The organism is Allobosea sp. P2_B12 (genome assembly GCF_056404835.1).
In genome coordinates this window covers 450806-476731 of the sequence record NZ_JBFUDG010000002.1, presented here as the reverse complement: position 1 = coordinate 476731, position 25926 = coordinate 450806, and the positions used below count along the sequence as shown (strand labels likewise).

The 25926-nt window shown below is 66.1% G+C and carries 25 protein-coding genes and 1 pseudogene; 19 read left to right on the top strand and 7 right to left on the bottom strand.

Translation table 11 applies throughout. The features are described 5' to 3' along the window. The first annotated feature begins 17 nt into the window (after window positions 1-17). The 5 genes from queC to pth all read left to right on the top strand — a co-directional run bounded on the left by queC (window position 18) and on the right by pth (window position 5070). Window positions 18-740, top strand: a complete 723-nt coding sequence (queC, locus tag AC1DYU_RS07475; RefSeq protein WP_476791077.1) for a 7-cyano-7-deazaguanine synthase QueC — start codon at window positions 18-20, stop codon at window positions 738-740. Next, window positions 733-1311, top strand: a complete 579-nt coding sequence (locus AC1DYU_RS07470) for a VUT family protein (RefSeq protein WP_476791076.1) — start codon at window positions 733-735, stop codon at window positions 1309-1311. The genes queC and AC1DYU_RS07470 overlap by 8 nt, the downstream gene beginning before the upstream one ends. Before the next feature lie 98 nt (window positions 1312-1409). Next, window positions 1410-3275 (top strand): putative bifunctional diguanylate cyclase/phosphodiesterase, encoded by a 1866-nt coding sequence (locus AC1DYU_RS07465; protein WP_476791075.1) that lies wholly within the window; start codon window positions 1410-1412, stop codon window positions 3273-3275. Window positions 3276-3748: 473 nt separating this feature from the next. Further along, on the top strand, window positions 3749-4381 hold the full coding sequence (locus AC1DYU_RS07460) for a 50S ribosomal protein L25/general stress protein Ctc (protein WP_476791074.1): 633 nt from the start codon (window positions 3749-3751) through the stop codon (window positions 4379-4381). A gap of 74 nt (window positions 4382-4455) precedes the next feature. Next, the gene (gene pth / locus AC1DYU_RS07455) at window positions 4456-5070 is read left to right on the top strand and encodes an aminoacyl-tRNA hydrolase (protein WP_476791073.1); all 615 of its coding nucleotides are present in this window, start codon (window positions 4456-4458) and stop codon (window positions 5068-5070) included. 180 nt (window positions 5071-5250) lie between these two features. Here the strand turns inward: pth and AC1DYU_RS07450 are convergent, their stop codons facing one another. After that, the gene (locus tag AC1DYU_RS07450) at window positions 5251-5853 is read right to left on the bottom strand and encodes a DUF5666 domain-containing protein (protein WP_158484010.1); all 603 of its coding nucleotides are present in this window, start codon (window positions 5851-5853) and stop codon (window positions 5251-5253) included. 153 nt (window positions 5854-6006) lie between these two features. Between AC1DYU_RS07450 and AC1DYU_RS07445 the strand changes: the two are divergent. From AC1DYU_RS07445 to AC1DYU_RS07415, 7 genes and pseudogenes are all read left to right on the top strand, one after another. Then, window positions 6007-6105, top strand: a pseudogene (locus AC1DYU_RS07445) (ribbon-helix-helix domain-containing protein); the annotation flags it as partial. Between the two features lie 121 nt (window positions 6106-6226). Next, complete coding sequence (locus AC1DYU_RS07440) at window positions 6227-6673, top strand: PIN domain-containing protein (RefSeq protein ID WP_158484011.1); 447 nt, start codon at window positions 6227-6229, stop codon at window positions 6671-6673. A gap of 9 nt (window positions 6674-6682) precedes the next feature. After that, the gene (gene ychF / locus AC1DYU_RS07435; protein ID WP_476791072.1) at window positions 6683-7780 is read left to right on the top strand and encodes a redox-regulated ATPase YchF; all 1098 of its coding nucleotides are present in this window, start codon (window positions 6683-6685) and stop codon (window positions 7778-7780) included. 35 nt (window positions 7781-7815) lie between these two features. Further along, window positions 7816-8829: a MaoC family dehydratase gene (locus AC1DYU_RS07430; RefSeq protein WP_476791071.1), complete on the top strand. Its 1014-nt coding sequence runs from the start codon at window positions 7816-7818 to the stop codon at window positions 8827-8829. A gap of 150 nt (window positions 8830-8979) precedes the next feature. Next, a complete protein-coding gene (locus tag AC1DYU_RS07425; RefSeq protein WP_476791070.1) occupies window positions 8980-10161 on the top strand; it encodes an alpha-hydroxy acid oxidase in 1182 nt (393 codons plus the stop codon). Next, window positions 10158-11054: a ketopantoate reductase family protein gene (locus tag AC1DYU_RS07420; RefSeq protein ID WP_476791069.1), complete on the top strand. Its 897-nt coding sequence runs from the start codon at window positions 10158-10160 to the stop codon at window positions 11052-11054. The genes AC1DYU_RS07425 and AC1DYU_RS07420 overlap by 4 nt, the downstream gene beginning before the upstream one ends. A gap of 135 nt (window positions 11055-11189) precedes the next feature. Next, window positions 11190-12293 (top strand): TRAP transporter substrate-binding protein, encoded by a 1104-nt coding sequence (locus AC1DYU_RS07415; RefSeq protein WP_476791068.1) that lies wholly within the window; start codon window positions 11190-11192, stop codon window positions 12291-12293. Between the two features lie 72 nt (window positions 12294-12365). Here the strand turns inward: AC1DYU_RS07415 and ggt are convergent, their stop codons facing one another. Then, window positions 12366-13973, bottom strand: coding sequence for a gamma-glutamyltransferase (ggt, locus tag AC1DYU_RS07410; protein WP_476791067.1), 1608 nt, complete (start codon window positions 13971-13973; stop codon window positions 12366-12368). Between the two features lie 309 nt (window positions 13974-14282). On the opposite strand from ggt, the gene AC1DYU_RS07405 reads away from it, so the two are divergent. The 7 genes from AC1DYU_RS07405 to AC1DYU_RS07375 are packed head-to-tail and all read left to right on the top strand — an operon-like array spanning window position 14283 to window position 21206. After that, entirely contained in the window at window positions 14283-15149 is an 867-nt protein-coding gene (locus tag AC1DYU_RS07405) for an ABC transporter permease (protein WP_476791066.1), read from the top strand. Continuing rightward, complete coding sequence (locus tag AC1DYU_RS07400) at window positions 15149-16249, top strand: ABC transporter ATP-binding protein (RefSeq protein WP_476791065.1); 1101 nt, start codon at window positions 15149-15151, stop codon at window positions 16247-16249. Before AC1DYU_RS07405 ends, AC1DYU_RS07400 begins: the two co-directional genes overlap by 1 nt. 58 nt (window positions 16250-16307) lie before the next feature. Beyond that, the gene (locus AC1DYU_RS07395) at window positions 16308-17351 is read left to right on the top strand and encodes an extracellular solute-binding protein (RefSeq protein ID WP_476791064.1); all 1044 of its coding nucleotides are present in this window, start codon (window positions 16308-16310) and stop codon (window positions 17349-17351) included. Window position 17352: 1 nt separating this feature from the next. Continuing rightward, the gene (locus AC1DYU_RS07390; RefSeq protein WP_476791063.1) at window positions 17353-18207 is read left to right on the top strand and encodes an ABC transporter permease; all 855 of its coding nucleotides are present in this window, start codon (window positions 17353-17355) and stop codon (window positions 18205-18207) included. A gap of 13 nt (window positions 18208-18220) precedes the next feature. After that, window positions 18221-18940, top strand: coding sequence for a GntR family transcriptional regulator (locus tag AC1DYU_RS07385; protein ID WP_476791062.1), 720 nt, complete (start codon window positions 18221-18223; stop codon window positions 18938-18940). Between the two features lie 59 nt (window positions 18941-18999). After that, window positions 19000-20211, top strand: a complete 1212-nt coding sequence (locus tag AC1DYU_RS07380) for a M24 family metallopeptidase (RefSeq protein WP_476791061.1) — start codon at window positions 19000-19002, stop codon at window positions 20209-20211. A gap of 59 nt (window positions 20212-20270) precedes the next feature. Next, on the top strand, window positions 20271-21206 hold the full coding sequence (locus tag AC1DYU_RS07375) for a dihydrodipicolinate synthase family protein (RefSeq protein WP_476791060.1): 936 nt from the start codon (window positions 20271-20273) through the stop codon (window positions 21204-21206). A 49-nt stretch (window positions 21207-21255) separates the two neighbouring features. Here AC1DYU_RS07375 and AC1DYU_RS07370 read toward each other — a convergent pair whose 3' ends face one another. From AC1DYU_RS07370 to AC1DYU_RS07350, 5 genes are all read right to left on the bottom strand, one after another. Beyond that, window positions 21256-22563: a sensor domain-containing diguanylate cyclase gene (locus AC1DYU_RS07370; RefSeq protein WP_476791059.1), complete on the bottom strand. Its 1308-nt coding sequence runs from the start codon at window positions 22561-22563 to the stop codon at window positions 21256-21258. 65 nt (window positions 22564-22628) lie between these two features. Then, window positions 22629-23273 carry a class II aldolase/adducin family protein gene (locus tag AC1DYU_RS07365; protein WP_476791058.1) on the bottom strand — a complete coding sequence of 215 codons (645 nt, stop codon included), beginning with the start codon at window positions 23271-23273 and terminating at the stop codon, window positions 22629-22631. Further along, window positions 23270-24379, bottom strand: coding sequence for an S-methyl-5-thioribose-1-phosphate isomerase (gene mtnA / locus AC1DYU_RS07360; protein WP_476791057.1), 1110 nt, complete (start codon window positions 24377-24379; stop codon window positions 23270-23272). Before mtnA ends, AC1DYU_RS07365 begins: the two co-directional genes overlap by 4 nt. Before the next feature lie 13 nt (window positions 24380-24392). Continuing rightward, window positions 24393-24920, bottom strand: a complete 528-nt coding sequence (locus AC1DYU_RS07355) for an adenine phosphoribosyltransferase (RefSeq protein WP_476791056.1) — start codon at window positions 24918-24920, stop codon at window positions 24393-24395. A 19-nt stretch (window positions 24921-24939) separates the two neighbouring features. Continuing rightward, window positions 24940-25818 (bottom strand): S-methyl-5'-thioadenosine phosphorylase, encoded by an 879-nt coding sequence (locus tag AC1DYU_RS07350; RefSeq protein ID WP_476791055.1) that lies wholly within the window; start codon window positions 25816-25818, stop codon window positions 24940-24942. Window positions 25819-25926: the final 108 nt, after the last annotated feature.

Sequence of the window (25926 nt, the reverse complement as noted above, 5' to 3'; positions counted from 1 at the left end):
GCCGGACTGCGCCCGTCATGACCTCCCGCGCCCTTGTCCTCTTCTCCGGCGGCCAGGATTCGACCGTTGCGCTGGCCTGGGCGCTGGCGCGCTTCGAGGAGGTCGAGACCGTCGGCTTCGACTATGGCCAGCGCCATCGTGTCGAACTGGAGTGCCGGAAGGTCATCCGCGAGAAGCTGCCGGCGCTGTCGCCGCTCTATGCGGAACGGCTCGGCCCTGACCATCTGATCGATCTGGCGGCGCTCGGCGCGATCTCGGAAACCGCCCTCACCCGCGACAGCGAGATCGCCTTTGCCGAGACTGGCCTGCCGACGACCTTCGTGCCCGGCCGCAACCTGATCTTCCTGACCTTCGCCGCCGCGCTGGCCTATCGCCGCGATGCCAGGCACATCGTGCTGGGTGTCTGCGAGACCGACTACTCCGGCTATCCGGACTGCCGCGACGATACGATCAAGGCGATGCAGGTCGCGCTGGGCCTCGGGCTCGACCGCCGGCTTGTGCTCCATACGCCGCTGATGTGGCGCGACAAGGCCCAGACCTTCGCGCTGGCAACGGCATTGGGTGGTCAACCCCTGCTCGATCTGGTGGTGGAGGAGAGCCATAGCTGCTATCTCGGCGAGCGTTCGATGCGCCACGCTTGGGGCTATGGCTGCGGCCACTGCCCGGCTTGCGAGCTGCGTAGCCATGGCTATGCCGCCTACCTGACATCTCCCGACGACAGCGGACCATCCCATGACTGACCACCCCATCGCTCTCGACCGCCAGCGCCGGATCGAAGGCCTCGTCGCGCTAGTCCTCTTCGCCCTGACCATCCCCGCCGCGAACTGGCTGATCGGCAATGCCGGCACCGTCTGCGTGCCCAATGGTCCCTGCCTCGTGCCAGTCTGGCCCGGCATCAAGGCGCCGAGCGGCGTGCTGATGATCGGGTTGGCGCTCGTGCTGCGCGACATCGTCCAGCGCAGGCTCGGCGCCGTCGCAGGCCTCGGCGCGATCGTCGTCGGCGCCGCGATCTCCGGCTTCCTTGCGCCGCCGGCGATTGTCGTCGCCTCCGTCGCCGCCTTCCTGCTCTCGGAGCTGGCGGATCTCGCCGTCTACACCCCGCTGCAGAAGCGCCGCTTCGTGACGGCCGTCGTCGCCTCCAGCCTCGTCGGCCTCGTGATTGACTCGATCGTCTTCCTGCAGCTCGCCTTCGGCAGCCTCGATTTTCTGTCCGGCCAGATCATCGGCAAGGCCTGGATGGTGCTGCTGGCGCTGCCGCTGATGCATCTGCTGCGCCGCCGCGACGAGAGGCTGGGACTCGCGCCCGCCTGATGCCGCAACACCAGTTGCGGACAATTTGACCCATCTCCGAAACTGCGATTTCACGCCCCACTGACATAGCTTGCCGCTTCGTCATTGAGAGTCCCGAGATGCGTGAAAGCGGCTCCGCCGAACGCCTGCAAGCCCTTCAGAACGAGATTCTGGAGGCAATCGCGCGTGGCGAGATTCTGCGCACGATCATGGAGCGCCTGTGCCTGCGGGCGGAGGCGATCACGCCGGGCGTCATCTGCTCGGTCGTGACCGTCGACGACGAGAACCGGCTTGTGGCGCTGGCGGCCCCCAGCCTGCCGGAGACCTATTCGGCTGCCCTCACGGGCATCCCCATCGGCCCGCGCGTCGGCTCCTGCGGCACGGCGATCCATCGCGGCGAGCCCGTCTGCGTCACGGATATCGTCACCGATCCGCTGTGGCAGGGCTTCGAGCACCTCGTTTTGCCGCTTGGCTTGTGCGCCTGCTGGTCGAGCCCGATCAAGGCCCGCGACGGACGCGTGGTTGGCAGCTTCGCCTTCTACTACGACCGGCAGCGCGGCCCCGACGAGCTCGAACGCCAGATCGTCGCGACCTGCGTCCATCTCTGCGCCATTGCGATCGAGCATGAGGAGGTGCGGTCGCGCAATCACCGGCTCGCCTATTACGACACGCTGACGGGCCTCCCCAACCGCGTCAGCTTCAACGACGCGATCACCAGCATCAGCGCCGTACCGCCCTTCGAATTCGGCCTGATGCTGATCGACATCGACCATCTCAAGGCGATCAACGACACCATGGGGCATGCCGCCGGGGACGCCTTGATTGCCGCCGTCGGCGCGAGGCTCCGCGCCGTGATCGGCGACGGGATGGCCTGCCGGATCGGCGGAGACGAGTTCGCCGTCCTGCTGCCGAACTGCACCCAGGCGGCCCAGATGCGGACCACCGCCGGCGCCATATTGGCGGCGATGGCAGCCCCGCTCGATCATGACGGGCACGGCATCGTTCCCAGCGTCACCATCGGCGCGGCGCTGGCCGGCGAGGATGGCGAGGACAGCGTCACGCTGCGCCAGAACGCCGATTTCGCGCTGTACCACGCCAAGGAGACGCGGCGCGGCGGCTATGTCCGCTTCAAGGACGGCCTGCGCACCTCCATGACCCGGCGTCTCCAAACCAGGCGCGACGTCGACGAGGCGCTCACCGACGGGCGCATCACCGCCTATTATCAGCCAGTCATCCGCATCGACACCGATGAGATCGTCGGTCTCGAGGCGCTGGCCCGCATGCGCATGCCGGACGGGCGGGTCGCCTCGGCCGGCGAGTTCCAGGAGGCCATGCTGGACCCCAAGGTCGCCCACCGCATTTCCGGGCAGATGCTCGGTGCGATCGCAACCGACATGGCCGCCTGGCGGCGCGCCGGCGTCAACTTCCAGCATGTCGGCCTGAACGTCACCTCTGCCGACTTCCAGAAGGGCGATCTGGTCCAGCGCGTCGTCAGGGCGCTCGAGCGGGTCGAGGTCCCGCCGCAACATCTCGTCATCGAGATCACCGAGCAGGTCTTCATGGGCGGGCGCAAGGACGGCATCGCCCGCACGATCGAGGCGCTGCGCCAGCGCGGCATGCCAGTGGCGCTGGACGATTTCGGCACCGGCTTCGCCTCGCTGACCCATCTGCTGGATTTCCCGGTCGACATCATCAAGATCGACCGCTCCTTCATTGCGGCAGCCCAAAGCAGCACAAAAAGCAGCGTCATCGTCGAGGCCATGGTCAACATCGCCAACCGGCTCGGCATGAAGATCATCGCCGAGGGCATCGAGACCCAAGGACAGGCGGAATGGCTGCAGTCCATGGGCTGCCGCCTCGGCCAGGGCTTCCTCTACTCTCCTGCCGTGCCGGCCGGAATCGTCACGGAGCTGCTGCAGCGTTTTGGGCAGAAGCAGGATGCAGGCGCCCTGCCGCGGGCGGATCTGAGGGCGAGCGCCGCCTGAGCCACGCGACGCCGGTCCTGAACCAGTTCGAATTTCTGCTCGGGGGTGGTAAGCTGCCATTCGTCTCGCGAGGCAATATCACTTGCGCGCGGTTTGGAGCCGCAGATGGGATCGCGGACAAAAAACCGAGGTAACGAGCCTGCGTCCTACGACGACGATGGTCTTCGTCAGGAGATCGAGCGAGTTAGGATGCAACTGAAAGTCCTACCTCAACTCAAATCCTCGCTTCGCAAATTGAGGCTTAGCCGCCTTCACCACCTTGAGACCGAACTTGCGCGCCGTATTTCGCTCCCAGAATGAAGGTCGGAAGCGGAATCGAACTACCCCACCCCAAACACCTGCGGGGTTGAGATCGCGGCGCATTTCGCTTATGAGCCTGCCAGCGCCCGACTGACACCCTTGGAGGCACGGGCGCTGAACCGCAAAGAGGCCGCCTTGAGGCGGCCTTGTCATTTGAAGCAAGGACTAAAACCATGACCGCCGTGAAGCAAATCGAGGCTTCGGCGCGCGCACAGGTCGGCAAGGGGGCCGCCCGTGCAGTTCGTCGTCAAGGCCTGACACCCGCCGTGATCTATGGCGGGGGCGCCGCTCCCGAAGCAATCGCGCTCGACGCCAACAAGACCCGCCTGATGATCTATGGCGGCCATTTCCTGACCACGCTGTTCGAGATCAATGTCGGCGGCAAGAAGCAGCGGGTCATCCCGCGCGACTACCAGCTCGACCCGGTCAAGGATTTCCCGATCCATGTCGACTTCCTGCGCGTCGCCGCAGGCCAGACCGTGACGGTCGAAATTCCCGTGCATGTCGTCGGCCAGGACGCCTCGCCGGGCGTCAAGAACGGCGGCGCGGTGCAGATCGTCGAGCATTCGCTCGAGATCACCGTCGAGCCCGAGCTCATCCCGGAATTCTTCGAGGTCTCGGTTGCGGGCCTGGAGATCGGTGGCTCGCTCGAAGCCAGCGCCGTCAAGCTGCCCAAGGGCGCCAAGCTCGCGATCGGCGCGGACGCCACCATCGTCACCATCGTTCCGCCGATGGCCGAGGAAGTCGAAGAGGCTCCGGCCGAGGCGGCTGCAGCTCCGGCCGCCGAGGCCAAGCCGAAGGCTTGATCCCCGGATCGATACGAATGAGAGAATACGGACGGCCGGGTTTCCCGGCCGTCTTGCTTTGAGGCCAGACCGTCATGCTGATCTTCGCCGGCCTCGGCAATCCGGGCACGCGCTATGCCCGCAACCGCCACAATATCGGCTTCATGGCGCTCGACGAGATCGCACGGGTGCACCGCGCCTCGCCCTGGCGTTCACGCTTTCAGGGGCAGGCCTGCGAGGCGACGATCGGCGGCGAGAAGGTCGTCTTGCTCAAGCCGCAGACCTATATGAACGAATCCGGCCGCGCGATCGGCGAGGCGGCGCGCTTCTTCAAGGTCGAACCCGCCGATGTGATCGTCTTCCATGACGAACTCGACCTCGCTCCCGCCAAGCTCCGGATGAAACTTGGCGGCGGCAATGCCGGCCATAACGGCCTGCGCTCGACGACCGCCACGATCGGTAACGAATATCGCCGCGTCCGGATGGGCATCGGCCATCCCGGCCTCAAGGAACTCGTCCACGCCTATGTGCTGAGCGATTTCGGCAAGGCCGAGCAGCCCTGGGTCGAGGATCTCTGCACCGCCTGCGCCGACAATGCCGCGCTGCTGGCGGCCCATGACGATGCCGGCTTCCAGAACAAGGTCCACCTGTTCATGGATGCCCGCGGCCATGGCGCCGTGAAGCGGCTTGGCGAGAAGGCCGGCGATTAACTCGTCCGAGAACACCCTCCGGCCCTCATCCTGAGGAGCGCCACAGGCGCGTCTCGAAGGATGCTCGAGCTTGCACCGGAGCCTCCTGAAGCATCCTTCGAGACGCCGCTTCGCGGCTCCTCAGGATGAGGGCTGGAGGGTATCAGGCCGGGGTTCTCATGACCGCCGAGCGGATCCCGATCAATAAGGAAGCTGCGCGCCCGGCTTGGCGATGGTGATCCGGCTCGCGCTGAAGCTGCCATCGGCCTGCTTCGTCGCGGTCATCGCGACCTGGGCTCCGGCCTTCAGCTCGGAGGCATCGGCCGGCGTCGCCATGATGATGTTGGCATCGGGCGTGATCGCGACCTTCTGCTCGCCGCCGGGATAAGTCAGCACGATATTGGCACCATCGACGCGCGAGACGGTCTCGGCGACCGTCGCGTTCGTCATCGTCGAATCCGGCAGAACGCCCCAGGGACGATGTCCCTCGCCCGTGCCGCGCATCGCCTCCGGGAAGATGAAGACCTGCACCGCCAGCAGCGATCCATCCGGCTGGGGCCGCGCGCCGACGCCGATGAAGCCGCCCTTCTTGATGTCGGCCGTCGTCGCCTTGACGACACCACCAACCGAATAGCCTGACGCCAGCGCAACCTTCGCCGACCCGCCATCGGCCGTCCTGATCATCAGCGTACCGCCTTCGGCGGTCTCGACCTCACCACGGATGCGTGTCGTGGGGGATTGGGCGGAGGCCAGGCTGGACACGGTGACGCCGAGCACGAGAAGAGCATTGGCCAGGAAACGCATGGGTCTTGGTCCGTTCGATCAGGGTGATGCAATGCCTTTTTCTGCGCTGGCAGCGAGCCTGCCACCAAGCACATTCGCGTGACCGTGCACGGCTCGAAACGTTGACACGGATACACGGAAACACGATAATCGTGGTGCCCGAGGAACGGTGCCGTGAAAAATCTGACATTGACATTGCCTGACGACATTTATGCCCGCCTTCGTGTCGAGGCGGCTCGGGACGGCAAAAGCATGTCGAAATTCGTGGCCGGGCTTCTCGAACGGCGCGTTGGTCGAACGATCAGCCAGCGCGAAGCGCTGGACAGGTTCCTCGCCGGGCCTCCTCTTCCGCTGTCGGACGAAAACGGCAAACTTCCTTCCCGGACGGAATTGTATGACGAGCACCTTCTTTCTCGACACGAACGTGCTGATCTACAGCCGGGATCCGAGCGTGAAGCAAAAGCAGGAGCGCACGAAAATCTGGCTGAACGCTCTGGTCGAGACGAAGCCGCCAGTGATCAACCTGCAGGTCATCAACGAATTCTGTCACGCCGCGCTTCGTAAGCTTCCGCATCTCGGTGTTGCCACCGTGAGAGCCGACGCCGAAGGCTTGAGGATCTGGGGCGACACGCCAATCGATCATCAGACGCTTGTCGATGCCTGGCGGATTCGCGAGGCAGCAGGCTATCAATGGTTCGATTGCGTGCTACTGGCGGCCGCACAAAATTTGGGTTGTTCCCACTTCCTCAGTGAAGACATGCGGCACGGTCACGTCGTAAACGGCATCACCATCGTCAATCCGTTCATCGCTCTTCCCGGCGATTTCAAGCTCCGAGACTGAAAGACCACCATGGGTTTCAAATGCGGTATCGTCGGCCTGCCGAATGTCGGCAAGTCGACCCTGTTCAACGCGCTGACGCAGACGGCGGCCGCCCAGGCGGCGAATTATCCGTTCTGCACGATCGAGCCGAATGTCGGCGACGTCGCGGTGCCCGATGACCGGCTGGAGCAGCTGGCCAGGATCGCCGGCTCGAAGGAGATCATCCCGACGCGGCTGACCTTCGTCGACATCGCCGGCCTCGTGCGCGGCGCCTCCAAGGGCGAGGGCCTCGGCAACCAGTTCCTCGCCAATATCCGCGAATGCGACGCCATCGCCCATGTCGTGCGCTGCTTCGAGGATGGCGACATCACCCATGTCGAGGGCAAGGTCGCGCCAATCAACGATATCGAGATCATCGAGACCGAATTGATGCTGGCCGATCTCGAAAGCCTCGAGAAGCGCGTGCTGCCGCTGGAGAAGAAGGCCAAGACCGGCGACAAGGACGCCAAGGAACTGGCCGACCTGATGAACCGCTGCCTCGTCCTGCTGCGCGAGGGCAAGCCGGCCCGCCTCGTCCAGGTCGCGGCCGACGAGCGCAAGAGCTTCGAGACACTCGGCCTGCTCTCGTCCAAGCCGGTGCTCTATGTCTGCAATGTCGAGGAAGCCGCTGCGGACAAGGGCAACGCCTTCTCGCAGATGGTCAAGGCGCGCGCCGCCGAGGAGAACGCCGTCGCCGTCGTCGTCTCCGCCAAGATCGAGAGCGAGATCGCGGTGCTGCCGGCAGCCGACCAGAAAGACTATCTGGAAGCCGTCGGCCTCGAGGAGCCCGGCCTCAACCGCGTCATACGCGCCGGCTACACCCTGCTCGACCTCGTCACCTACTTCACGGTCGGCCCCAAGGAGGCGCGCGCCTGGACGATCGAGAAGGGCACCAAGGGCCCCGCCGCCGCCGGCGTGATCCATAGCGATTTCGAGAAGGGCTATATCCGCGCCGAGACGATCGCCTATCCCGACTACATCGCCAACAAGGGCGAGGCGGGCGCACGCGAAGCCGGCAAATTCCGGCTCGAAGGCAAGGAATATGTCGTCGCCGATGGCGACGTCCTGCATTTCCGGTTTGCCAACTGAGCCAAGACTCCAAACTGAGCAGGGCCTGCGACGCGATGCTGTATTTCGAGGATTTCATCGTCGGCGAGACGGTCGAGACCGGCAGCATCGCGGTCTCGCAGGAGGACATCATCGCCTTCGCCTCGCGCTTCGACGCGCAGGATTTCCATGTTGATCCCGACAAGGCGAAGGCGAGCTTCGCCGGCACGCTGATCGCCTCGGGCTGGCATAGCTGCTCGCTGCTGATGCGGTTGATGGCGGAAAGCTTCCTTTTGGCCTCCTCGGGCATGGGCGCGCCCGGCATCGAGGAGGTCAAATGGCTGCGGCCCGTCCAGCCCGGCGACGTGCTGCATGGCCGCCGCAACGTGATCGAGATCAGGCCCTCGCGCTCGCGGCTCGACATGGGGCTGGTGCGTTTCCGGCTCGAGTTGGTCAACCAGCGCGGCGAGTCGGTGCTGGAGCAGGTCAACTGGATCATGTTCGGCCGGCGCGGCTCCGGTGCCGCGCAGGCTGCGGGCGACTGGCTCGCCCATCCGCCGCGCTATGTGCCGCCCGTGTCACCCAGCCCGATCGATCCGCCGACAACCCCAACCGAACCCGCGCGCTTCTTCGAAGACATCGAGATCGGCCAGAGCTTCGAGCTCGGCAGTTGCGTCTTCACGGCCGACGAGATCATCACCTTCGCCCGCTCCTTCGATCCGCAGCCTTTCCATATGGACGAGGCGGCCGCCAAGGCCTCGTCCTTCGGCCGGCTTGCGGCTTCCGGCTGGCATTCGGCCGCCGTCTGGATGGCGACCATGGTCACCCATCGCCGGCGCCAGCTCGCGGCCTTCGGCGAGGGTCGTGCCCCACGGCTCGGCCCCTCGCCGGGCTTCAAGAACCTGCGCTGGTCGAAGCCGGTCTTCGCCGGCGACCGCATCACCTATCACTCGGCCGTGACGGACAAGCGCGCCTCAAGCTCGCGCCCGCAATGGGGCCTGTTCTTCCACCACAACACCGGCGTGAACCAGAACGGCGACGAGGTCTTCAGCTTCGACGGCTGCGTCTTCGTCGAGCGGAAACCCGCCTGAGCATCTGCCGGCCTAAGCACCTGCCGGCCTGCTTCCCGTGCCGGGAGCCTGTGCAGCCGCGATGCTTCTGGAATCGCCGATCAGCCTGTAGGCAAGGGACCTCAAGGCCGCGGCAAAAGCGGCCGAGCAAAAGCCGAGGGGGACTTCGCCGTGCCGACCGGACGCGTCTTCACGACAGGCCAGATCGCCGCTCTCGCCCGCAAGCGCCTGCCGCGCGCGATCTTCGATTTCGTCGAGGGCGGCGCGGGCTCCGAGACGGCAGTGGCACGCAACCGTGCCCGCTTCGAGCAGATCGCTTTGATGCCGCAGGCCTTGCGGGATTGCTCCGCCGCCCATTCCGAGGTGACGATCTTCGGCCGCCGCTACGCCGCCCCCTTCGGCATCGCCCCGATGGGGTTTGCCGATCTGGTCCGGCCCGGCACCGACCGCGCTCTGGCAGCAGCGGCGAAGGCGCAGAACATCCCCTATGTCCTGTCCACGGCCGCGACGACCTCGATCGAGACGATCGCCGCCATCGCGCAGGACAATCTCTGGTTCCAGCTCTATCCGGGCTCCGACGAGGCCATGGCCGCGAGCTTGATGGAGCGCGCGCTCAAGGCCGGCGTCACGACCCTCGTCGCCACGATCGACATTCCCGTTCCCGGCAAGCGCCCGCGCGATCTCGTCAACGGCCTCGCCATCCCGCTGCGGCCGTCGCTGCGCACGGTGCTTGATGTCGCCATGCACCCCGCTTGGGGCTTGCGCGCCCTGTTCGGGGAGCGCCTGGGCATGGCGAACTTCGTCGAGAACAAGGGCTCGCTGAGCGGTCTGGCCCATGCCGAATTCGTCTCGCGCCAGCTTTCCAGCGCCGGGCTCGACTGGAAGCGGCTCGAGCGCATTCGCCAGGCCTGGCCACATCACCTCGTCATCAAGGGCATCCTCAACCCGCAGGATGCGGTGATGGCCGAGCGCATCGGCGCCGACGGTATCGTCGTTTCCAACCATGGCGGCCGCCAGCTCGATTCCGCACCCTCCTCGATCGAGGTCCTGCCGGCGATCCGCGAGGCCTGCGGCGACCGGCTCACCCTGATCCTCGATAGCGGCGTGCGCAGCGGCGACGACATCGCCCGCAGTCTCGCCTCTGGGGCAGACTTCGTCCTGCTGGGCCGGCCGTTCCTGTTTGCAGTCGCGGCGCTCGGCCTGGCGCGCGGCCCCGATGCGATCATCGACATCCTCCGCGCCGAATTCCTGAACACGCTCATCCATCTCGGCTGCGCCGACCCGACCGAGCTCGGCAGAGACCATCTCTGGCCAGAAAACCAAATCTCGCTGAGACAGGGTTCGAACCGATGAAGATCGCGATCATGGGAGCCGGCGCCGTCGGCTGCTATTACGGCGCCATGCTGGCAAGGGCGGGCCATGCCGTGACGCTGATCACGCGGCCGCAGCATGTTGGGGCGATCAAAGAACGCGGCCTCGTCTTCGAGACCAGGGCCTTCACCGAGACCGTCCAGGTCACCGCGACGACGCAGCCCTCCGGCGTGGCCGATGCAGAGATCATCCTGTTCTGCGTCAAGTCTGGTGACACGTCCTCGGCCGGCCAAGAGATCGCTCCTCACCTCGCCACGGGCGTCTCGATCCTGAGCTTGCAGAACGGCGTCGACAATGCCGAGCGCCTGCAGGAGGTGCTGGGCCGGCCGGTGATCCCGACCGCGGTCTATGTCGCCTCCGAAATGTCGGAGCCGGGCCATGTCAGGCATCACGGGCGCGGCGAACTCGTCATCGGCCCCGGCCCTTCCAGCGCGACGATCGCCGAGACTTTCGGACAGGCCGGCATCGGCACGGAGATTTCCGACAACGTCATCGGTGCGCTCTGGACCAAGCTGATCGTCAACTGCGCCTACAACGCCTTCTCGGCCATTCCGCAGCTTCCCTATGGCCGGATGACCGCGGTCGAGGGCGTCTTCGCCAGCATGGCCGACGTCGTCGCGGAATGCCTCGCCGTGGCGAAAGCGAGCAAGATCCAGGTCGATGAAAGCATTCTCGACAAAGTGCTCGCGTTGGCCTCGACGATGCCGGACCAGTTCTCCTCCACCGCCCACGACCTCGGGCGCGGTAAGACGACCGAGATCGACCACCTCAACGGCTATGTTGCCAGGATGGGCGCGCAGCTCGGGATTGCGACACCGGCCAACCGCCTGCTGACCGTCGTCGTCAAGCTAATGGAGGAACGCGCCCGCTCCTGAACGCCGCGCCGACGCGATGCGCCGAGCCGCCATGCCGGCATGCGCCCGCGTTCATTGTCGCCCATGCCCGGCGCTGCCATGCTGCCCTCACGCCGACAACGGCGAAGCAAAAAAATCGGGCAGGAAACGACATCCATGAAGCGCAGATCCTTTCTGAAGGGTGCCGGTGCCGGCGCCGGCGCCGCCGCCGGCATCGCGTCCCCCGCCATCGCCCAGAGCACGCCCACGGTCACCTGGCGCCTAGCCTCAAGCTATCCGAAGTCGCTCGACACGCTCTACGGCTCCTGCACTCATCTGTCGGAAGCCGTGTCGGCAGTCACCGACGGCAAGTTCAAAATTCAGGTCTTCGCCACCGGCGAGATCGTGCCGGCCCTGCAGGTCGCCGACGCCGTGACCAACGGCACGGTGGAGATGGGCCATTCCGGCTCTTACTTCTACATCGGCAAGGACACCGCCTTCGCCTTCGGCACGGTGATTCCGTGGGGACCTAACAGCCGCCAGATGCAGGCCTGGCTGTTCCACGCCGGCGGGCTCGAACTGCTCAACGAGTTCTACGCCAAGTTCAACATCTACAACCTGCCCGCCGGCAACACCGGCGCGCAGATGGGCGGCTGGTTCCGCAAGGAGATCAAGTCAGCGGCTGATCTCCAGGGCCTGAAGATGCGGATCGGCGGCCTCGGCGGCAATGTGCTGCAGAAGATGGGCGTGGTGCCGCAGCAGCTCGGCGCCGGCGACATCTATCCGGCGCTGGAGCGCGGCGTCCTCGACGCGGTCGAGTTCGTCGGCCCCTATGACGACGAGAAGCTCGGCTTCGCCAAGGTCGCGCCGTACTACTACTACCCCGGCTTCTGGGATGGCTGCGCCGAGCTGAGCTTCTTCATCAATCTGGAGAAGTGGAACAGCCTGCCGCCGATCTACCAGAAGGTGCTGAAGACCTGCGCCATGGCGGCCGGCCACGACATGCAGGCAAAATATGACGCCCTCAACCCGCCGGCCCTGAAGCGGCTGATAGCCGGCGGCGCGCAATTGCGTCCGCTACCGAACGACATTCTCAAGGCGAGCTACAAGCACACCAAGGATCTCTACGCCGAGATGTCGGCCGCCAATCCGAACTTCAAGAAGATCTACGATCACCTCTGGGCCTTCCAGCAGGACAGCACGCGCTTCTGGCAGATTTCGGATCTCTCTTTCGACCTCATGTCGGCCACGGCGCTGCAGCAGCGCTGGGCCGATGGCTGATCGCAAGCCAACAGCACGACCGACGATCCGAAGGCGCCTCTCAAGGGCGCCTTCATTGTATTCTGGCTTCGCTCAGACGCCGATCGCCATGCCGTCGCGCTGCGGATCGGCTCCGCCTGTCCAGCCATCGCCCTCGACCCTGACGCCATGCGGCGCGCCGAAGGCGAAGGACTGGTAGGAGCGCGCCACGCCGTAGCCCATCGCCTGCAACTCGTCGGTCACGCCGCGCTGGACGCGGTTGGAGACGTCGATCGTGTCGCTCAGGCAGACGATGCGCGGCGCCGCCACGGCATCCGACATGCTCATGCCGAAATCGATGACGTTGCTCAAAGCCTGCGCGATCGCCGGCACGATAAAGGTGCCGCCAGGCGCCCCTATCGCGATCACCGGCTTGTCGTCCTTGAACACGATGGTCGGCGCCATGGCGCTGCCGCGTGCCTTGCCGGGCGCGATCGAGGCCGCCCGCCCCGGGCGCGGATCGAAGCCGCTCATCGTGCCGTTATACATGAAGCCGAGGCCGGGCGTGATCGCGCCCGAGGGCTGGCCGAGCGTATGCGTGATCGTCACCGCATTGCCCTCCTCGTCCATGACGCAGGTGACCGTCGTGTCGGGCGCGTCCTTGGCGAGTTCGGAGCGCGGCACGCTGGCCCTTTCGCCGGCCCGGATGCGGGCAGCGCGGTCGGCGGCGTAAGCCGGCGAGAGCAGCATGTCGAGCGGCACGTCGACAAAATCCGGATCGCCCATATGGGCATCCTTGTCGATCGTCATCCACTTCATCGCCTCGGCGAGGATGCGGATATGATCGGAGCCATTGTGTGGGAGCGCCGACAGGTCGAAGCCCCCGAGGATCTGCATCAGTTCGATCAGCGAGGCGCCGCCGGCGGCGGGCGGATTGCCGGCGATGCGGAAGCCGCGATAATCGCCCCAGATCGGCGCCTTGTCGCGGACCTGATAGGCGGCGAGATCGGCCATCGTCAGCAGGCCCCCGGCGGCTGCCATGTCGGCGGCGATCTCCCGCGCGATCTCGCCGGTGTAGAAGATTTCCGGGCCGCCAGCCGCGATTCGCTCCAGCGTGCGCGCGAGATCGGGATTGGCGAGCCTGTCGCCCGGCCGCTTCAGGCTGCCGTCCGGGTGGAAATAGATCGCCCGGCCGGTCTCGCTGAGGCGCAGCTTGTCCTCGGTGTTGACCTGTCCGGTCGCGCGCTGGTCGATCGCCCAGTAGTAATGCATGTAGGGACGGATCATGAAGCCGTCGCGCGCCTGGCGGATGGCCGGCGCCACGACATCCTTGAGCGCCATCGTGCCGAAGCGCGACAGCGCCTCGCAATAGCCCTTGACGTTGCCCGGCGTGCCGGCGGCGAGATGGCCGAGTTCGTTGGCATGATCGCTCAGCAGGAAGACGAAACCGTCGCGCGTCTGCCCGACGAAGCGGTCGGCCCACATGTCGGCAGTGGCGGACAACGGCGCGCGGGCAAGGAATTCCAGCACGGTGTGGACGCCGCGGCTGGGCATGCAGATCTGCATCGTCCCGAAGCCGCCGATCCCGCACATCTGCGGATCGACCACGCCCTGGCTGAAGGCGCAGGCGATCGCGGCATCGACCGCATTGCCGCCCCGCCGCAGGATCTCGGCCCCGACCTCGGCGGCCTCAGGCTGTGCGGCAACGATCATTCCACGCATGGCTTGTCCTTTTCGCGATCCCCAGACCGTGTGGAACTGAAGCCCGCATCCTGAGGAGCCGCGAAGCGGCGGCTCGAAGCATGAGGGCTCAATGTGCATTTGGGCCGTCTCAATCCAGCCCGTCCTTGAAGCTCCGAACGGCTCGAAAGCGAGGGCACCCGGTGGCGCCGGAACGGCGAGGACGGGCGGGGAAGCAGAACGTTCCACAGAAGCCCCGCACAGGCAATTGCATATTGGCGATTTTATCCAATTGACAGCTGCGTCCTTTCTCCCGTCTCCTGAAGCGACTTTGGAGGAGGAGATAGCCGGTTGGCGGTTACGCAGAATTCAGCCGCAGCAGCCCCGGGAATCACCGTGCCCGGCCACCCGGCCAGCGCCGCGGCGCTGCGCGGTCTCGTGCGCCTGCTCGTCGTCATCGGCATCGCGCTGATGCTGATCCCTCTGCTGATGACGGCCTATATGAGCCTCTTCGCCGATGGCGTGGTGACCTTTCCCCCGAGCGCCTACACCCTGTCCTGGTATGGTCGTCTCGCCGAGTTTCCGAAGTTCGGCCAGGCACTCGGCACCAGCCTGCGGGTCGCGGCGATGGCGACCCTGTGCAGCCTGCTGATCGGGGTGCCGGCCAGCATCGCGCTGGTCCGCTACAGCTTTCCCGGCCGCAGCGCGCTGAACGTCCTGCTGCTCTCGCCGCTCACCGTGCCCGGCGTCGTCATCGGGCTTGGCCTCTATGTGCTGATGGTCGACATCGAGATCCGCACGGAATTCCCGCTGATCGGCTCCGACTGGGTCCTGATCCTCGCCCATCTGCTGATCACGACGCCCTGGGTGGTCAGGCTCTGCGTCGCCAATCTCGTGCAGCTCGACCGCTCGATCGAGGAGGCCGCCGCCAATCTCGGCGCCTCGCCCGGCCGCGTCCTGTGGGGCGTGACACTGCCGATGATGCGGCAGGGCATCGTCGCCGCGGCGCTCTTCGCCTTCATCGTCTCCTTCGAGAACATCGAGATGACGCTGTTCCTGATCAGCCCCGGCATGATCACCTTCCCGATCTCGGTGCTGCAATATCTCGAATACCGCTTCGATCCCCTCGTCGCCTCGGTCGTCGTCGTCCAGACGGCGGTCATCGCGGCGCTGCTACTGGCGATCGACCGCTACGTCAAGCTGAGCAAGGTCGTCTGATGAACACCGCGTCCCATCTCCGGATCGAGGGTTTGACAAAGATCTACGGCTCGGCCGCTGCCGTCGAGGACGTCAATCTCGATGTCCGCCAGGGCGAGATGCTCGTGCTGCTCGGCCCTTCTGGCTGCGGCAAGACCACGACCTTGCGTCTGGTTGCGGGCTTTGTCGCCGCCACGCGGGGGCGCATCCTGGTCGAGGGCCGGGACATCGCGTCCCTGCCGCCCTATCAGCGCGAGATGGGCATGGTCTTCCAAAGCTATGCGCTGTTCCCGCATCTGACCGTGGCGCAGAACGTCACCTTCGGCTTGCGCATGCGCAAGCTGCCCAAGGCCGAGATCGACAGGCGCCTCGAAGAGACGCTCGACATGGTCAAGCTGACCACCATGGCTGACCGCTATCCGCGCCAGCTCTCGGGCGGCCAGCAGCAGCGCGTTGCGCTGGCGCGGGCACTGGCGATCCGGCCCAAGGTGCTGCTGCTCGACGAGCCGCTCTCCAATCTCGACGCCAATCTGCGCCAGTCGGTCGCCCGCGAAATCCGCCAGCTCCAGCGCGCGGCAGGCCTGACCGCGCTGATGGTCACCCATGACCAGGACGAAGCCATGACCATGGCCGACCGGCTCGTGCTGATGAACGAGGGCCGGGTTCAGCAGGTCGGCACGCAGGAAGAGCTCTACGAGCAGCCGCTGAACCCCTTCGTGGCGCGCTTCATCGGCCACAGCAACCTGATCAAGGGCGAGTTGGTCGACGCCGACACCTTCCGCCTGCCGGGCGGCGCGGTGATGAAGCTCGCCCGCAGCTATACGCAGCGCGGTCCGCATACGCTCGCATTGCGGCCTGAGCGCGTTCGCCTGCACGCGCAAAGCAACGTCGCACCGCCGCGCGCGACGGCCCGTGTCGAGGACGCCACCTATGTCGGCGGCTATGTCGATTACCTGCTCTCCTTCGAGGAGGGCAGCAGCCTCGCCTTGCATGAACCGACCGGCGCGACCGGTGGAACCCGGCGCGCCATGGGCGAGACCATCGCCATCACCTGGGACGCACTCAACGAACGCCTGTTCGACGCGAAGGGAACCACCATTCCAGCGATGGACGCCGCCTGAAACGACGACCGCCTGACGCATCTGCCGACCAACAACCAGAAACCAGGGGAACACCACGATGACGGATCTGTTCACACCCAATCGACGCCGTGTCCTGACACTGGCAGCCGGCGCCGCCGCCGCGCCCGTCTTCGCCCCCACCATCCTGCGCGCGCAGGAACCCGGCCGCTGCGTCATGAGCACCTGGGGCGGCGACTACGCCAAGCTGCTGACCCAGAACATCGAGGAGCCCCTGCTCAAGCCCAAGGGCATCGAGGTCGTGCAGGACGCCGGCACCGAGCCGACCCGCGTCGCCAAGTCGATCGCGCAGCGCCGCCTGCCGCGCGGCAGCGTCGATGTCATCTGCGTGCAGGCGCCCGCCGCCTACGATCTCGAGGATTCCGGCCTGCTCGAGCCGCTCGACGAGGGCAAGGTGCCCAACCTCAAATACGTCCAGCCGACCTTCGCGACCCTTTATTCGATCCCGCACATCTACAGCCCGCAGGTCATCGCCTACAGCCCCGAGCGCGTGAAGACGCCGCCGAAGACCTTCGACGAGATGGCGGCCTATGGCTCCAAGGTTGGCATCCTCGACAACAGCTATATCTGGGTCGCCATGGCCGCGGCCCTCAAGCAGCAGGGCGACCCCGGCAAGATCGCCGAGGTCAAGGGAACGCTGGAGAAGCTGATCAAGGCCGGCGCCAGGGCCTATACCTCCACCGAAGCCTTCGCACCGGCGATCAAGTCCGGCGAGATCGATGTCGGCCTGGTCTGGCATGCGCGCGTGCTGTTCTGGACCAAGGGCGGCGTCGAGATGGCCTCGTCCTTCCCGACTGAGGGCTGCCTGACCTATGTCTCCAGCATGTGCGTGCTGAAGAACGCGCCCAACAAGGCTGGTGCGTTCGCCTACATCAACGCCGCCCTCGACCCCAGCGCCCAGCGCGGCTTCGCTGACAGCATGGGCTACCACCCGACCATCACCAATGCCGCTCTGGAAGGCGACGTCGCCAAGCGCCTCGCTTTGCCCGATGGCGCCAAGCTCCTGCCCGCGCCCTACCCCCAGCTCAGCGCCGTTCGCGACGACATGAACGACTGGTGGCGTCGCCTGCTGGACCGGCGCTGAGATGAAAACGCGCCGGCCCGAGGGGCTCACCGCTTCGCTGCTCATCGGGCCGGCGACCATGGTCGTCCTGCTGTCGCTGGTGCTGCCGCTGGCGCTGCTCGCCCGCTACAGCCTCAACAAATACGACCGCCGCACCTTCATGATCGATGCCTTCACGCCGGAGAACTATCTCCGCTTCGTGACGGACCCGTTCTATACCGGCGTCCTCTGGACGACCTTCAGCATCGCCATCGTCACGACGCTGCTCTGCCTGATCCTGGGCTTCCCGATCGCCTACAAGCTCGCGCGCTCGCAGAGCCGCTGGAAGTCGATCGGCGTGCTGCTGATCATCCTGCCGCTGTTCATCGGCTCGACGGTGCGTGCGCTCGGCTGGATGGGCGTGCTGGGGCGCGGCGGCATCATCGATGCGGCCTATGGCGCGCTCGGCGGCAGCGGCATCTCGCTGCTCTACACCTCCTTCGCGGTCGGCATCGGCATCCTCTCGATCAACCTGCCCTACATGATCCTGACCTTGCAGAGCGTAATCGAAGGCATCGATGCGCGGCTTGAGGAAGCCGCCGACAGCCTCGGGGCCGATCCGACCCGCCGGTTCTGGCATGTCGTTTTGCCGCTCGCTTTGCCCGGCATAGCCACCGGCGGCATCCTCGTCTTCATCCTCGCGATGAACGCCTATGCCACGCCCTTTCTGCTCGGCGGCGCGCGCTTCCAGATGATGGCGCCGATGCTGTATCGCGAGTTCGCCGTGAACAACAACTGGCCCTTCGCGGCGGCGATCGCCTTCATCCTGATGCTGACGACGCTGTCGCTGACGGCCGTTTCCGGGCTGCTGGTCCAGCGTCGCTACAAGGCCCAGTGAACCGGAAACCCGCATGATCGCGCCCATCTCCATGCGTCCGAAACTGCCGCAGTTCCGCCAGACCGTCACGGGGGCAGCGGTGGCGGAACTGCGCCGGCGCATCCTCTCCGGCTCGGTCGCGGCTGGCGAGGCGCTGCGGCAGGACGCGCTGGCGAAGGAGTTCGGCATCAGCCGCATCCCGATCCGCGAAGCTTTCCATCAGCTCGCAGCCGAGGGGCTGATCACGCTCCACCCGCATCGCGGCGCGGTCGTGACCGCGCTCTCGGCGCTCGATATCGCCGAGCTCTTCGACCTGCGCGCCATGCTGGAGCCGGACCTGATCCGGCGCGCCGTGCCGCGGCTGGATGAGAACGACTTCGCCCGCGCCGAGACCATCCTTGCCGAATATGCCGCAGCGATCGCGAGGGGCGACCTCGAGGCCTATGGCGAACTCAACCGGGAATATCATCTCTCGCTCTACCGGGCGTCCGGCCGCAACCAGACGCTCGAACTGGTGCGGGTGCTGCTCGCCAACACCGACCGCTACACCCGCGTCCAGCTCGCCATGTCGGACGGCGCGACGACACGGGCGAAAAGCGAGCATGCGGCCCTCTTGGAGTTCTGCCGTGCCGGCGACGCCGAAGGCGCGGCCAGGCTGACGCTCGACCACGTCATGGCCGTCCGCCACGACCTGCTGCAATTGCTGCAGCCGGACGAGGACAGGCTGGCCGAGCCCCAAGCGCCCGCGGCCTGACCCATCATCGTTTTCGACACCGACCAACTCTCAAGACTGACAGACGGGGATAAGCGACCATGACGATCGGAGTGGGTGGATCGAGCTTCGAGGCAGAACTCGCCAAGCTGAAGCCGATGACGGACGGCATCGAGCCGATCGCGGTCAAGGAATTCAAGGCGCGCATCGCCAAGGCGCAAGCGCTGCTGCGCGAGCAGGGCCTGCAGGCGCTCTATCTCGATACCTCGACGAGCCTCGCCTACTTCACCGGCATGCAGCTCAACCTGACCGAGCGGCTGCATGGCGCGATCATCCCGGTCGAGGGCGAGATCGCCTATCTGAGCCCGACCTTCGAGGAGCCGAAGACGCGCGAATACATGAAGTTCGGCGACGATGTCCGCTGCTGGGAAGAGCATGAGGACCCGACCGAGCTGGTGATCGAGACCATCCGCAGCATGGGCTATGAGAGCGGCCAGGTCGCGCTTGATCCGCATACGCCGTTCTACATCGTCGACGGCCTGCGCAAGGCCGGAAACCGCTTTTCCTTCACCCATGGCAACTCCATCACCGCCGTCTGCCGGCAGTTGAAGTCGACAGCCGAGATCGCCCTGATCCAGCGCGCCATGGACATCACCATGGAGGTCCATCGCGCCGCCGCCCGGACCTTGCAGGTCGGCGTCACCACGGCGCAGGTGAAGATGTTCCTCGACCAGGCCCATCGCAAGCTCGGCATGAACTGGACCAGCGGTGCGGCCCAGTTCGGCGAGGCCACTGCCTATCCCCATGGCGTGCCCTACGAGCAGACGCTGGTCGAAGGCGACATGGTGCTGATCGACATGGGCACCAAGGTCGGCGGCTACCGCTCCGACATCACCCGCACCTATGTCTTCGGCGAGGCGACCGAGCGCCAGCGCGAGATCTGGAACCTCGAAAAGAAGGCGCAGCTCGCCGGCTTCGCGGCCGCCCAGCTCGGCGCGCCCTGCGAAAACGTCGATTTCGGCGCGCGTGGCGTCATCGAAGCGGCGGGCTACGGCCCCGGCTACAAGGTACCGGGCCTGCCGCACCGCACCGGCCACGGGCTTGGCCTCGACGTGCATGAGGAGTCCTTCATGGTGAAGGGCAACAAGACCCCGCTCCAGGTCGGCATGTGCTTCTCGATCGAACCGATGATGTGCATCTACGGCGAGTTCGGCGTTCGTCTCGAGGACATCGCCTACATGGCGGAAGACGGCGCCCACTGGTTCACCCAGCCCGCCCACACCGTCGACGACCCCTTCCGCTACGAAGCCTGATCGCTCTGCCGCCCCCTGATCACTCAAGCCTTCACAAGAAAATCCAGAGGAAACACACCATGCCTTCGAACGTCTTCGCCGGCACGATCCCGGCCCTCATGACGCCCTGCAAGGCGGATCTGACCCCTGATTTCGACGCGCTTGTCCGGAAGGGCCAGGAGTTGATCGCAGCCGGCATGTCGGCCGTGGTCTATTGCGGCTCGATGGGCGACTGGCCGCTGCTGACCGACGAGCAACGCATGGAAGGCACCGCCCGGCTAACGAAAGCGGGCATTCCTGTGATCGTCGGCACCGGCGCCCAGAACACGCAGCGCGCGGCGGCGTTTGCGAAACACGCCAGCGAGGTCGGCGCCAAGGGGCTGATGGTGATCCCGCGCGTGCTCTCGCGCGGCCCCTCGGCCTCGGCGCAGGCCGCGCATTTCGGCGCGATCCTGCAAGCCGCCAACGGCCTGCCGGCCGTGATCTACAACAGCCCCTATTACGGCTTCGAGACCCGCGCCGAGCTGTTCTTCCAGCTGCGTGCGCAGTTCCCGAACCTGATCGGCTTCAAGGAATTCGGCGGCGCCAAGAGCCTGACCTATGCGGCCGAGAACATCACCGGCCAGTCGGACGACATCACGCTGATGGTCGGCGTCGACACGCAGGTCTTCCACGGCTTCGTCAATTGCGGCGCCAGCGGCGCGATCACCGGCATCGGCAACGTCCTGCCCAAGCCCGTGCTGCATCTGGTCGCGCTCTGCGAGCAGGCCGCCAAGGGCGATGTCGCGGCGCGCGCCAAAGCGCTTGAACTCGACGCCGCGCTTGCCGTGCTGTCGAGCTTCGACGAGGGGCCGGACCTCGTGCTGTTCTACAAATACCTGATGGTTCTCGAAGGCAGCCCGGAATACGAGCTGCACTTCAACGCCTCGGACAACCTCAGCACCGGCCAGAAGCATTTCGCCCGGACCCAGCTTGATCTGTTCAAGCGCTGGTACGCGGCCTGGACCAAGGCTTGACGCAGCACGGCGAGGCCAGCCGGCGCCGCTCAGGCTCCCGCCGGACTGGTCAAGCCGTCCGGCGCGCGACCGGCAGGGGGCGCGACTCGATACGGTCGCGTCCATTGCGCTTGGCCGCATAGAGCGCCTCGTCGGCGCAAGCGTACAGCGCGTCCCCATCGATGGGTCCCTCGCTGGAGCAGAGCCCGACCGAGATCGTGGCGGCGTCCAGATGGGGGTGAAGGCTTCGCCATGGCGCACGGGCCAGCGCCGCGCGGATCGCCAGCGCCATCCGGTGAGCGTCCTCGGGCGCGGTCCCGCCAAGGACAACGCCGAATTCCTCACCGCCGATGCGCGCGACCAGTCTTCCGGGGCCGCCGGCCTGCTCGGCAATCGTCAGGCCGATCAGCTTCAGGCAGGCATCGCCGATGAGATGGCCGAACCGGTCATTGATCGCCTTGAAATGATCGACATCGATTGCCAGCAGCGACAGCGGGCGGCAGTTCCGGGCCTCAGTCGCCAGGAATTCCATGAAGGCGCGCCGGTTGGCGAGTCCCGTCAGCCCGTCGGTGTCTGCAAGCTTCGCCAGTTCCGCATTGGCGCGCCGCAAAGCTGCCTGCGCCTCGATGAGCTCGATGTGCTGGCGCTTGGCCATGGTGATGTCGGCATGGGTGAAGAAGCCGATGCCGCCGACACTGTGCCGGGCGATCACCCTGAGCCAGCGTTGGCCCGGCAGCTCGATCTCGAAGGGAGCGCCATCATAACGCAGGCCATTGCGGATGGCTGCACGCCAGGCGCCCGCAGGCGAGGCCCCGCGCCAGCACCCGGCAATGATCTCGTCGAGCGTGCAGCCGACGACGGGCTGGTCTCCGGGCAGGCCGTAAAGCTGCCGGAAGGCATCGTTGGCCGCAATGATGCGATCGGCCCCGTCCAGAATGGTCGCCCCGTCAGGAATGAAGCGAAGTGCCTCGAAGACGGGGAGCACGAGTTCAGGAACCGCCTCCGCCTTCGCATGAGCTTCGATATCGAGGCGCTGCCACAGGCGCACCCGCGCACCACTGGGAGCCCGAAGCGACGAGGCGCGAAGCCGACGGCCGTTATGGATAAATTCGAACGGCTGCGTCTGGTTCTCGTGGCGCGCGACACCCTCCGCGATATAGCGTTCGATCTCGGGCATCTCTTCCGGGGACAGGCGGCCACGATAGAAGCGCACCAGATTGTCCGCGTAAGGCTCGCCGACGTAGATCGCCCCGTCATCCTCCGGGAAGAACTGCAGGAAGGTGCTGTTCCAGCTCACAGCCTCCAGACGCGCATCATACTCGCATGCGGCGATGCCGAGCATATCCAGCGAGTCGTGCAGATACCGCGTGAGGATCATGCCACTTGATGACGCATAGGCATTAACAAGCAGTAAGACGCGTTGAGGCGCCCGTGGCGCCGGGTTCAGCCGACCTTGCCGTAGCCCGCGAACTTCGCGCTGACCCGCGCCATCTCCGCCGCGTCGAGGATGACCGGCTCGAGCCCGGCCGCGAGGATGTCGAGATACTGCCCGGCAAGATTCTCGACCTCCGCGACGATCTGGTGTGCGCCGGCGAGCGAGGTTCCCAGCGCGATCACGCCGTGATTGGCGAGCAGCACCGCCTTGCGCCCCTCCAGCGCCCTGACCGCGTTCTCAGCCAACTCCGGCGTGCCGAAGGTCGCATACTCGGCGCAGCGCACATCGGCGCCGCCGCAGAGCGCGATCATGTAGTGGAACGCCGGAATGCCGCGCCGCGTCGAGGACAGCGCGGTCGCGCGCGGCGAATGGGTGTGGACGATCGCCTGTGCCTCCGGCCGCGCCTTGTAGATCGCCAGATGGAAAGGCCATTCCGAGGAGGGCTTGCGCGCGCCCGCTATCACCGTGCCGTCCAGCGACAATTCGATCAGGTCCGCCGGCGTCGTCTGCGCATAGGGCAAGCCAGACGGCGTGATCAGGAAGCCGCGGTTCGTCCGCGCCGAGACATTGCCCGATTTCGAGGGGCAGAAGCCCGCTCTGTCGATCGCCTGCGCGACCGCGACGATCCCCGCTCCAAGCTCCGTCATGCTCATGCCGCGGCTCCCCTCGCCTGTTCCGGAAACAGCCGGGCCAGCCCCTCGGCACTTGCTGCGGCAACGCCGCGCTCGGTGATCAGCCCGGTGACGAGCCGCGCCGGCGTCACGTCGAAGGCCGGATTCGCCGCATTGCTCCCTGGCGCGACGACGCGGAAAGCACGCACTTCGCCATCCTCGCCCACCCCGGTGAGATGCGTGACCTCGCGCGCCGAGCGCTCCTCGATCGGAATCTGGCGCAGCCCGTCCGTCATCGACCAGTCGATGGTCGTGGATGGCAGCGCGACATAGAAAGGCACACCGTTGTCATGCGCCGCGAGCGCCTTGAGATAGGTGCCGATCTTGTTGGCGACGTCTCCCGTGGCAGTCGTCCGGTCGGTGCCGACGATCACGATGTCCACATCGCCATGCTGCATCAGATGCCCGCCGGCATTGTCGGCGATCACGGTGTGCGGCACGCCATGCGCGCCGAGCTCATAGGCCGTCAGCGCCGCGCCCTGGTTGCGCGGCCGGGTCTCGTCGACCCAGACATGGACGGGGATGCCGGCGTCATGGGCGAGATAGATCGGCGCCAGCGCCGTGCCCCAGTCGACCGTAGCGAGCCAGCCGGCATTGCAGTGGGTCAGGATGTTGACGGGCTGCCCCGCCGGCTTGCGCGCGGCGATGTCCCGGATCAGTGGCAGGCCGTGCTCGCCGATGGCGCGGCAGAGCGCGACATCCTCATTGCAGATCAGCGCAGCTTCCGAATAGGCCATGTCGACGCGCCGGTCCGGATCGAGCGGCATCAGAACGCGTCGCATCCGCCCGAGCGCCCAGTGCAGGTTGACCGCGGTCGGGCGCGTTCCGCGCATCAGGTCGAGCGCGCTGTCCAGCGCTGCATCGGAGGCATCCGCCCGCATCGCCAGCGCCATGCCATAGGCGGCCGTCGCGCCGATCAGCGGCGCACCGCGCACGATCATGCTGCGGATCGCCTCCGCCGCCGCCTCGCTCGATGACAGCGTCACCGTCTCGAAACGGAAGGGCAGCCGCGTCTGGTCGATCACGCAGACGCGCCAGCCATCCTGCGCCAGCCAGATCGTGCGATAGGCCTGCCCGTGGATCTTCATGACGCGCCTCGCTTCAATGCCCGCCGAAGGCGACCAGCGTCCGCACCGGCACGCCCATCCGCCTGATCCTGTCGGCACCGCCGAGATCGGGCAGGTCGACGATGAAGCAGGCCGCCACGACCTCCGCGCCCAACTGCGACAGCAGGTTGACCGCGCCCTCCGCCGTGCCGCCCGTCGCGATCAGATCGTCGACGAGCAGGACGCGCTCGCCGGGCGCAACCGCATCCTTGTGGATCTCGATCTCGTCGGTGCCGTATTCGAGCGAATAGGTCACGCTGACCGTTTCATGCGGCAGCTTGCCCTTCTTGCGCACCGGCACGAAGCCGGCTGAGAGCTGATGCGCCACCGCGCCGCCGAGGATGAAGCCCCGCGCCTCGATGCCGGCGATCTTGGCGATCTTTAGCCCGGCGAAGGGCTGCACCAGCTCGTCCACGGCGCGGCGGAAGGCGCGCGCGTCACCCAAAAGCGTGGTGATGTCGCGGAAGATGATGCCGGGCTTGGGATAGTCCGGGATCGCGCGGATGGTATCGGCCAGATTCATAGCTGTCGCTTCATCGCTGTCAGGTCGCTTTCAGGATACGCCCCGCCACCGCGTCGAGCTTCGCCAGAACGGCGGGGTCGCGGAAGTCCGGCGCGGTGATGATGGCATTGTCGAGGGCGATGTGGGACCCCGCCGGGCAGGGAATGCGCTGCGCCGGGAAATCGGCCGCGAGCCGCGCCACCAGCCGCTTGGCCTTGTCGGCGTTCTCATGCAGCACCTTGACCACGGCGGCAACATCGACCGGCCCGTGCTCCTCGTGCCAGCAGTCGAAATCCGTCACCATCGCCACGGTCGCATAGGTGATCTCGGCCTCGCGGGCGAGCTTGGCTTCCGGCATCGCCGTCATGCCAATCAGATCGTAGCCGAGGTTCTTGTAGGTCATGGATTCGGCATAGGTCGAGAATTGCGGCCCCTCCATCGTCACCAGCGTGCCGCCCTGCACGAAGGGCAGCCCCTCCGTGGTGGCGGCGTCGGCGATCCGCGCCCTCAGGGCGGGACCGACGGGGTGGGCGAGCGAGACATGCGCGACGCAGCCCTTGCCGAAGAAGGAGCTCGCACGCCCGCTGGTCCGGTCGACGAACTGGTCGACCAGCACGAACAGGCCGGGATAGAGCTCCGACTTGTAGGAACCGCAGGCCGAGAGCGAGACCAGGTCGGTGACGCCCGCCCGCTTCATCACGTCGATATTGGCGCGGTAGTTGATCTCGGAGGGCGGAATCGCATGGCCCCGGCCATGGCGGGGCATGAAGACGATCTTCGTCGTGCCGATGCGGCCGATGCGCAGCACGTCGGACGGATCGCCCCAGGGGCTCTCAACGCGCTCCTCGCGCAGATCGGTCAGCCCCGGCAGGTCGTAGATGCCCGACCCGCCGATGATTCCGAGAACGGCTTCGCTCATGCGTGATTCTCCGGCCAAAAGAACGACGGGAACAGGGTTGTGTGACGGTCTCATCAAACAGTCGTAGCGGCAAAGACGATAGCCTGCCTGAAACGAAAAAAGCCCCGT

Bases quoted from the DNA above. Each gene is read 5' to 3' on its own strand.
- AC1DYU_RS07415 (WP_476791068.1), top strand. From the start codon at position 11,190: ATGAAGCGCAGATCCTTTCTGAAGGGTGCCGGTGCCGGCGCCGGCGCC.
- AC1DYU_RS07450 (WP_158484010.1), bottom strand. From the start codon at position 5,853: ATGCGTTTCCTGGCCAATGCTCTTCTCGTGCTCGGCGTCACCGTGTCC.
- AC1DYU_RS07420 (WP_476791069.1), top strand. From the start codon at position 10,158: ATGAAGATCGCGATCATGGGAGCCGGCGCCGTCGGCTGCTATTACGGC.
- AC1DYU_RS07465 (WP_476791075.1), top strand. From the start codon at position 1,410: ATGCGTGAAAGCGGCTCCGCCGAACGCCTGCAAGCCCTTCAGAACGAG.
- AC1DYU_RS07395 (WP_476791064.1), top strand. From the start codon at position 16,308: ATGACGGATCTGTTCACACCCAATCGACGCCGTGTCCTGACACTGGCA.
- AC1DYU_RS07380 (WP_476791061.1), top strand. From the start codon at position 19,000: ATGACGATCGGAGTGGGTGGATCGAGCTTCGAGGCAGAACTCGCCAAG.
- AC1DYU_RS07375 (WP_476791060.1), top strand. From the start codon at position 20,271: ATGCCTTCGAACGTCTTCGCCGGCACGATCCCGGCCCTCATGACGCCC.
- ggt (WP_476791067.1), bottom strand. From the start codon at position 13,973: ATGCGTGGAATGATCGTTGCCGCACAGCCTGAGGCCGCCGAGGTCGGG.
- AC1DYU_RS07365 (WP_476791058.1), bottom strand. From the start codon at position 23,273: ATGAGCATGACGGAGCTTGGAGCGGGGATCGTCGCGGTCGCGCAGGCG.
- AC1DYU_RS07470 (WP_476791076.1), top strand. From the start codon at position 733: ATGACTGACCACCCCATCGCTCTCGACCGCCAGCGCCGGATCGAAGGC.
- AC1DYU_RS07350 (WP_476791055.1), bottom strand. From the start codon at position 25,818: ATGAGCGAAGCCGTTCTCGGAATCATCGGCGGGTCGGGCATCTACGAC.
- pth (WP_476791073.1), top strand. From the start codon at position 4,456: ATGCTGATCTTCGCCGGCCTCGGCAATCCGGGCACGCGCTATGCCCGC.
- AC1DYU_RS07370 (WP_476791059.1), bottom strand. From the start codon at position 22,563: ATGATCCTCACGCGGTATCTGCACGACTCGCTGGATATGCTCGGCATC.
- AC1DYU_RS07430 (WP_476791071.1), top strand. From the start codon at position 7,816: ATGCTGTATTTCGAGGATTTCATCGTCGGCGAGACGGTCGAGACCGGC.
- AC1DYU_RS07440 (WP_158484011.1), top strand. From the start codon at position 6,227: ATGACGAGCACCTTCTTTCTCGACACGAACGTGCTGATCTACAGCCGG.
- AC1DYU_RS07460 (WP_476791074.1), top strand. From the start codon at position 3,749: ATGACCGCCGTGAAGCAAATCGAGGCTTCGGCGCGCGCACAGGTCGGC.
- ychF (WP_476791072.1), top strand. From the start codon at position 6,683: ATGGGTTTCAAATGCGGTATCGTCGGCCTGCCGAATGTCGGCAAGTCG.
- mtnA (WP_476791057.1), bottom strand. From the start codon at position 24,379: ATGAAGATCCACGGGCAGGCCTATCGCACGATCTGGCTGGCGCAGGAT.
- AC1DYU_RS07390 (WP_476791063.1), top strand. From the start codon at position 17,353: ATGAAAACGCGCCGGCCCGAGGGGCTCACCGCTTCGCTGCTCATCGGG.
- AC1DYU_RS07400 (WP_476791065.1), top strand. From the start codon at position 15,149: ATGAACACCGCGTCCCATCTCCGGATCGAGGGTTTGACAAAGATCTAC.
- queC (WP_476791077.1), top strand. From the start codon at position 18: ATGACCTCCCGCGCCCTTGTCCTCTTCTCCGGCGGCCAGGATTCGACC.
- AC1DYU_RS07355 (WP_476791056.1), bottom strand. From the start codon at position 24,920: ATGAATCTGGCCGATACCATCCGCGCGATCCCGGACTATCCCAAGCCC.
- AC1DYU_RS07385 (WP_476791062.1), top strand. From the start codon at position 18,221: ATGATCGCGCCCATCTCCATGCGTCCGAAACTGCCGCAGTTCCGCCAG.